Source organism: Glaciimonas sp. GG7, from assembly GCF_052976905.1.
On sequence record NZ_JBRIIQ010000050.1, the window covers coordinates 23,325 to 30,332 of the forward strand.

The 7,008-nt window shown below is 46.6% G+C and carries 6 protein-coding genes; all 6 read left to right on the forward strand.

Translation table 11 applies throughout. The features are described 5' to 3' along the window. Positions 1-120 precede the first annotated feature (120 nt). Positions 121-1,596 (forward strand): aminotransferase-like domain-containing protein, encoded by a 1,476-nt coding sequence (locus tag ACVBEF_RS12850; protein ID WP_447124339.1) that lies wholly within the window; start codon positions 121-123, stop codon positions 1,594-1,596. Positions 1,597-1,734: 138 nt separating this feature from the next. Continuing rightward, positions 1,735-3,648 carry a molecular chaperone HtpG gene (htpG, locus tag ACVBEF_RS12855; protein ID WP_447124340.1) on the forward strand — a complete coding sequence of 638 codons (1,914 nt, stop codon included), beginning with the start codon at positions 1,735-1,737 and terminating at the stop codon, positions 3,646-3,648. Between the two features lie 261 nt (positions 3,649-3,909). Beyond that, on the forward strand, positions 3,910-4,194 hold the full coding sequence (locus ACVBEF_RS12860; protein WP_447124341.1) for a hypothetical protein: 285 nt from the start codon (positions 3,910-3,912) through the stop codon (positions 4,192-4,194). Positions 4,195-4,561: 367 nt separating this feature from the next. Beyond that, positions 4,562-5,188, forward strand: a complete 627-nt coding sequence (locus ACVBEF_RS12865) for a hypothetical protein (RefSeq protein WP_447124342.1) — start codon at positions 4,562-4,564, stop codon at positions 5,186-5,188. A gap of 226 nt (positions 5,189-5,414) precedes the next feature. Further along, a complete protein-coding gene (locus ACVBEF_RS12870) occupies positions 5,415-5,900 on the forward strand; it encodes a DNA-deoxyinosine glycosylase (protein ID WP_447124343.1) in 486 nt (161 codons plus the stop codon). A gap of 422 nt (positions 5,901-6,322) precedes the next feature. Further along, positions 6,323-7,008, forward strand: a 686-nt coding sequence (locus tag ACVBEF_RS12875; RefSeq protein WP_447124344.1) for a carbohydrate-binding protein, incomplete at its 3' end; no start/stop codon positions are given.

Genomic DNA, 7,008 nt, shown 5'->3' on the forward strand with positions numbered 1-7,008 from the left:
TTTCATCGCACTCAACCCGAAAATAATCATTGGAATAATTCGATAGGTGTATCCTAACTGACAGGTACGGTACAGTACCAATACACTTTATAAATTAATCACTTATATTGCACCGGTAATATGACCAATACACTTACTTCACCTACTTCAAACAAGCCCTCCGTCCCAAGCTTACTGAGCACACCGCAGCTACTTTCACGCGATGCAGACACTTCCCTCGTTGAACAAATTGTCCGCTCGATCGAAACACGGATCGATGACAAACTGCTACGTACCGGTGCACGCATGCCATCGATCCGCCAGTACGCTGATCTCAATGGCGTCTCGCGCTTTACCGTCGTCGAGTCCTATGACAGGCTGGTCGCTAAAGGCTTTCTGGAGTCGCGCCGTGGGTCGGGGTTTTATGTGCGCGAACGCTCGCCGTTGATTAACGCCCATCAAGGCGCACCATCAGACCCATTTCCGACGCCATTGATCGATGTGGTCTGGCTGGTGCGCAGTATGTTCCGGCAAATGCCAACTCAGAAAAAACCGGGTAGCGGCACCCTGCCGGTGGAATGGCTGGATGGCGATCTGATTGCCAACGCCTTGCGCGCCATCAGTCGTCAGAACTCCAGTCAATTGCTCGGCTATGGCGATCCGCAAGGATTTTTGCCGTTGCGCCAACAATTGCAACTCAAACTGGCAGAACTTGAAATTGCCGTCACACCCGAGCAAATCGTCACCACCACCGGCGTCACCCAAGGGCTCGATATCGTAGCGCGCCACTTTACCCAGCCGGGTGACGTGATTTTTGTCGATGATCCTTCGTGGTTTTTGATGTTTGGATCGTTTGCTGCGCTGGGAGCCAAAGTGATTGGCATTCCCCGTTTGGGAGACGGGCCGGATATCGCCAAACTGGCTGAGTTGGCCGCCATCCATAAACCCAAACTCTACGTATTGGTGTCGGTTCTGCATAACCCCACCTCGACCTCGCTGTCAGCCGCGCAAGCATTTCAGATTCTTAAAATTGCCGAAGAGCATGACTTCACCTTGGTCGAAGACGATATTTATTGCGATATGCATCCCGGCTCGGCGGTACAACCAGCCACCCGGCTGGCGACACTGGATCAACTCAATCGCGTGATCTATCTGGGCGGATTTTCGAAGACCTTATCGGCGAATCTGCGTGTGGGATTCATGGCTTGCTCGCGCAGCATGGCCCAACATTTAACTGACCGTAAAATGCTGACTTCGCTAACCACATCGGAAATTGGCGAGCGCGTAGTCTACAAAATCTTGTCTGAAGGCCATTACCGCAAGCATGCAGACCGCCTGCGCACCAAGCTCGATAGCGCACGCGACAAAACCATCCGACATCTGGAGCGGCTGGGCATGAATGTCGATATCGTCACCCCAGCGGGGATGTTTGTATGGGTTGACGTCGGTTTCGATACCAATGTTTTGGCCGAAAAAGCTGCCGCACAGGGCTTTATGTTGGCACCGGGAAGTTTATTTTCGCCTAACCAACTGCCGTCATCCCGTATGCGCATCAACGTCGCCGCTATGTCAGACCCTGGGATTTGGCGCTTTCTTGAGCAAGAATGTGGTCGATAGTATTGCGAGCTAGCCCTTGTAATAGCCAATTTACGCCCCATTTTTTAAACTCGTTTTATGGTGACCGCAGTGAAGCTCGATGCGGCACTGTAGAAAAATTTCTTTTTATTTACATTAACTACTCAAAGGTAACCAACGATGGCCGTTTCCGAAAAGCAAACCCTGGGTTTTCAAGCTGAAGTCAAACAGTTGCTGCAACTGATGATTCATTCTTTGTATTCCAACAAAGAAATTTTCCTGCGCGAGCTGATCTCGAACGCTTCAGATGCTGCCGACAAATTACGTTTTGAAGCGATCAACGACGGTGCTTTGTTCGAAAATGATCCTGAACTGAAGATCAAAGTCACGTTCGACAAAACCGCCCGCACCATCACGGTGTCCGACAACGGCATCGGGATGACCCGCGACGACGCTATCTCGCATCTGGGCACCATCGCCAAATCCGGCACCAAAGAATTCTTTTCAAAACTCTCCGGCGACCAGCAAAAAGATGCTGCATTGATCGGTCAGTTTGGCGTCGGTTTTTACTCAGCTTTTATCATCGCTGACAAAATCACGGTGGAAACCCGCCGCGCAGGCACCAGCACTACCGAAGGCGTGCGCTGGGAATCCGAAGGCGCGGGTGAATTCAGTATCGAAGCCATCGACAAAGCCAGCCGCGGCACCGATATCATTTTGCATCTGCGCGCAGAAGAAGACGAATTTCTGTCGGCCTGGAAACTAAAATCGATTATTCAAAAATACTCAGACCATATCTCGCTGCCGATCCTGATGCAGAAAGAAGAGTGGGATGAAGAGAAAAAAGAAACCGTCGTCCAGGACACCTTCGATACCGTCAATCAAGCCAGCGCACTGTGGGCACGCAACAAGTCGGACATCACTGAGGAACAATACGTTGAGTTCTACAAACACGTTTCGCACGCTTTCGAAGCGCCGCTGACCTACACCCATAATCGGGTTGAGGGTCGTAGCGAATATACCCAGTTGCTGTATATCCCGGCGCGGGCGCCATTCGATCTGTGGGATCGCAACAAGCATGGCGGCCTCAAGCTCTACGTCAAGCGTGTTTTCATCATGGACGATGCCGAGCAACTGATGCCGGTCTACCTGCGTTTTGTCAAAGGTGTGATCGATTCGGCAGATTTACCGCTGAACGTCTCGCGTGAAATCCTGCAAGAATCCCGCGACGTGCGCGTGATCCGCGAAGGCTCGACCAAGCGTGTATTGAGTATGCTCGAAGAGTTGGCTAACAATGATGAGCAAACGCAAAAGGATAAATACGCGACCTTCTGGACCGAGTTCGGTCAGGTTCTGAAAGAAGGTATCGGCGAAGATGCCGGCAACAAAGAACGCCTCGCCAAACTCTTGCGCTTTGCCTCCACCAACGCTGAAAGCGATGCCCAAATCGTCTCATTGGCCGATTATATCGGCCGTATGAAAGAAGGTCAGGACAAGATTTATTACGCTACTGGTGAGACCTACACAGCGGCTAAAAATAGCCCACATCTGGAGATTTTCCGCAAAAAAGGCGTAGAAGTTTTATTGCTGACAGACCGTGTCGATGAATGGATGCTGTCGTTCTTGACGGACTTTGAAGGCAAGGAACTCGCCTCCGTCGCCAAAGGCGGCCTTGATCTCGGCACGCTCGAAGACGAAGCTGAGAAAAAGCAGCATGAAGAAACCGAAACGTCATTCAAAGAGCTAGTCGAAAAGATGAAGACATCATTGGCCGACAAAGCCAAAGATGTCCGCGTCACTTTCCGCCTGACAGACTCACCGGCTTGTCTGGTGGCTGACACCAATGAGTTGTCTGGCAATCTGCTACGTATGCTCAAAGCGGCAGGTCAGGACGCACCAGACTCCAAACCGATTCTGGAAATCAACCCCGATCATCCGTTGGTGCAACGCTTGAAATATGAAGAAGCCAAGTTCGACGATTGGGCGAACATTTTGTTCGATCAGGCCATGCTGGCTGAAGGCGGCGCACTGGCCGATCCGGCGACTTTCGTTAAGCGTCTCAATGACATGTTGTTGGGATTGGCGGCAAAGTAAAATAACGCAGTACGGTTTCATAATAGCGGCAATAAATCAGTGTGAATAAAAAATGGGAGAGCGTTAAGCTCTCCCATTTTTTTGTCCAAATCATAAAAAAGAATTCTCTGTAAAAAAAGAAGAAAGTTCCAATATCCACAACGATGTTCAATTTTTATAATTTAAGAACGCCAGAGTTCTCTGGCGTAAAAAGTCATCGATAACAACGCGAACAAATTTTTTCGCTCCTATCGTTTATTTAATTTATAAGAAAGTAAATGTATGCATTTAAAAAAAATTCTTATCGGTACCTTGATTGCGGCCGCCTCGACCAGCTCTTTCGCCTGGGACAATACAGAAACTGAAGAACAGGGCTTTTATTGGGGCTGCAAATTCAAACAAGTCGATGTTGTCACCCAGCATTTGAATAGCTACAACCACTTGACCTGGGCTGATAGCGAACACGTTGCCGTACAAAAGGCAAAAGATTATTGGAATAGTTTACCGAGGAGCGCAGGTAAGCAACTACTCAGCGTCAGCTGCACCTCCGGGAAAAAAAAGCAATAATTAAATCAGAAAAATGATTTAGTACTTTAAATACTTCGCCAATAATCCCTGCTTCAAAATGCCTCTGATTCAACATCAGAGGCATTTTTATTTTGTAATAACGGAACGCCGTTGCATTATGGATGCCAGTCAATAAACGAAACAAGCTTTCTTCTTTTTTATCTGTTTAAGCATTCCAACGTGCTCAATTTCGCAATATACAAAGCAATTTTCTGCGAAACAAAAAGAGAATTCTACTATCAGTAATAACGTGCAATTTTTATACTTTAGTAACGCGCTCAATAACCTGGATATCAGAGATTATCTGTGACAACCCTGGCAACCTTTTCTTTTTTAACGATCGGTTAATCATGTCAACAATATATGTATGAATATCAATAAAATCCTTCTTAGCTCGTTAATTGCTGCCGTTGCAACCAGCTCTTTTGCCAACACCGATGGCCAAATCATCATCAAAGGAGAAATCACGCCAAACGCTTGTGGTGTGACGGTCGGAGCCAATCTGGTATTCAAAGATATTAAGCTCAATGATGATCCATCAAAGCCAACAAAATTGGATGGTGGGGTTGTCAGCTTCAGCATTCATTGTCCTCGCGCTTCCTCAATTATCTTCAGAATCAACGACAATCAAATTGCGTCGGGAAGTAAAGATGGTTGGGAATATGGTCTGGGCTTACATAAAAAAAATAGTATCGGAAGATACAAAATCACTCAGGCCACGGATATGATGATAGATGGTGTAAAGGGCCCCTCACAGCTTCTTATGTCGGATCCCGGAAAAGCAATAAAAAGCTGGAAAGCGACTAAAGAAATCAATCAGCATTTTTTGCACGTTATTCAAAAAGGAAATGGGGTTGGGAGAGAAGATACAACCCTTACCTCGGTGACGGGGGAATGGCTCATCACACCAACAATCAATCCCGCTAATACACTTGATTTATCTGAAAAGATCGAACTTGATGGCTCGGCCACGATAGAAATTATCTACGAATAAGTAAGACCGCGTAATTGTTTAGACAAGGGTACCTCTATGCAGACAGTACGACGGTATGGCCAGGCAAATGTATGACGTATAAATGATTATGCGAACTTACTTAGCAATCTGATGTAGTCGATTTATCGGATTTTTAAATCTCTGAATTTCACCTTATGACGACAGTAATTAAGTTCCGGACATTGAGCGCGCAGAACCCAAAAAGAGCCGAATAGAAGGTAACCAATTGCATCTCAAATCCAGCTTCCTCCCGGTCATAGACCGCAATGTTCGTATGTTGATATTAGGCAGCTTACCAGGTGAATTATCACTGGCGCACAGCGAATATTACGCACATCCGCAAAATCAATTTTGGCGTTTGATATCCGAAATCATAGGGATTAATTTGCCGCCGCTTAAATACTCTGACCGCTTAAAAACCCTTTTAGCGAACCATATCGGACTGTGGGATGTGGTTGCAGAAGCATACCGGGAAGGTAGCCTCGATAGCAAAATCCGCCATCATGCCAATAACGATCTTAATGGCTTAATCACTACCCTCCCCCAACTCACTACGATTGCCTTCAATGGCAGCACAGCTGCACGTCTCGGATTAAAAATATTAAAAGATCAGGCTAGCCAATATCGGATAATCCAACTCCCGTCTAGCAGTCCTGCATACACGCTACGTTATGCCGAAAAATTAGCCATATGGCAAAGTCTGCACATGTAACAAACCGCGTAGACATCACAGACATACTCCATTCTTTGTCCATCGGCTAAACACCCGATTCTAGCGTCCATTCAACAGTCTGATTTTCAGACAATCCCCTATTTCGCTCACACCGACTGTCAATGTTTGATCTCCTCAGTGGTAACTGCACGTTATCGAGATGTGATCCGCGTGTGTATGAGCGCCTTCAATGAAAAAAAATGAAGAATATTCTTACTCAACGACGGCGCTTGTCTTATTTCATTCCAATGCGGAGAAAACCATAATTTCGTGTGGGCAAATTAATAGAAATAAAGTTTGTTCATCACGAAGTGAAAGAGGTTTTCATTTTTTGCGAAGTGAAATTTTTCACTTGACACTAGGGCAGCGCTATCCAGCTGCATCATTGTAAAAGGCTTACTGTGCGGGAATGTTTATCCTGCATGGAAAAGCCTGCTTTAGGAAACAAAGTAATGAAAAAAACCAATATCGCGCTGGCCATTTTGATGGCACTCAGTGTGCAATATGCAAACGCACAAACCGCACCAACATCGTTATCATCAGCAGCAAAAAGCGCAGCCGCATACCAGCCTGCGGCATGGGACTCAAATCAAACTTACGCTTCGGCAGGGATACTTGTTAGCTGGAAAGGTAAAATTTATCAAAGTGCCCACTGGACATCAGGAGACGAACCTGATCCGATCAAGACATATGGTCCCTGGAGACTACACGTTGGCGCAGTTGTAGCACCAGAAGAAGTTCCTTTCACCGATCCAGAAGACTTCGAACTTGAAGAATACGACGAGCCTGGTTCAGTTATAAAACCTAGCGTGGTTGTAACACCAGAAGAAGTTCCTTTGACCAATCCAGAAGATTTCGAACTTGAAGAATACGACGAGCCTGGTTCCGTTATAAGACCAACCGTTGAAGAACCAACCGTTGTAGTACCGGTTATTGAAAAGCCAACCGTTGTAGTACCGGTTATTGAAAAGCCAGTCGTTGTAGTACCGGTTGTTGAAAAGCCAGTCGTTGAAGTACCAGTTATTGAAAAGCCAGTCGTTGTAGTACCAGTTATTGAAAAGCCAGTCGTTGTAGTACCAGTTATTGAAAAGCCAGTCGTTGTAGTACC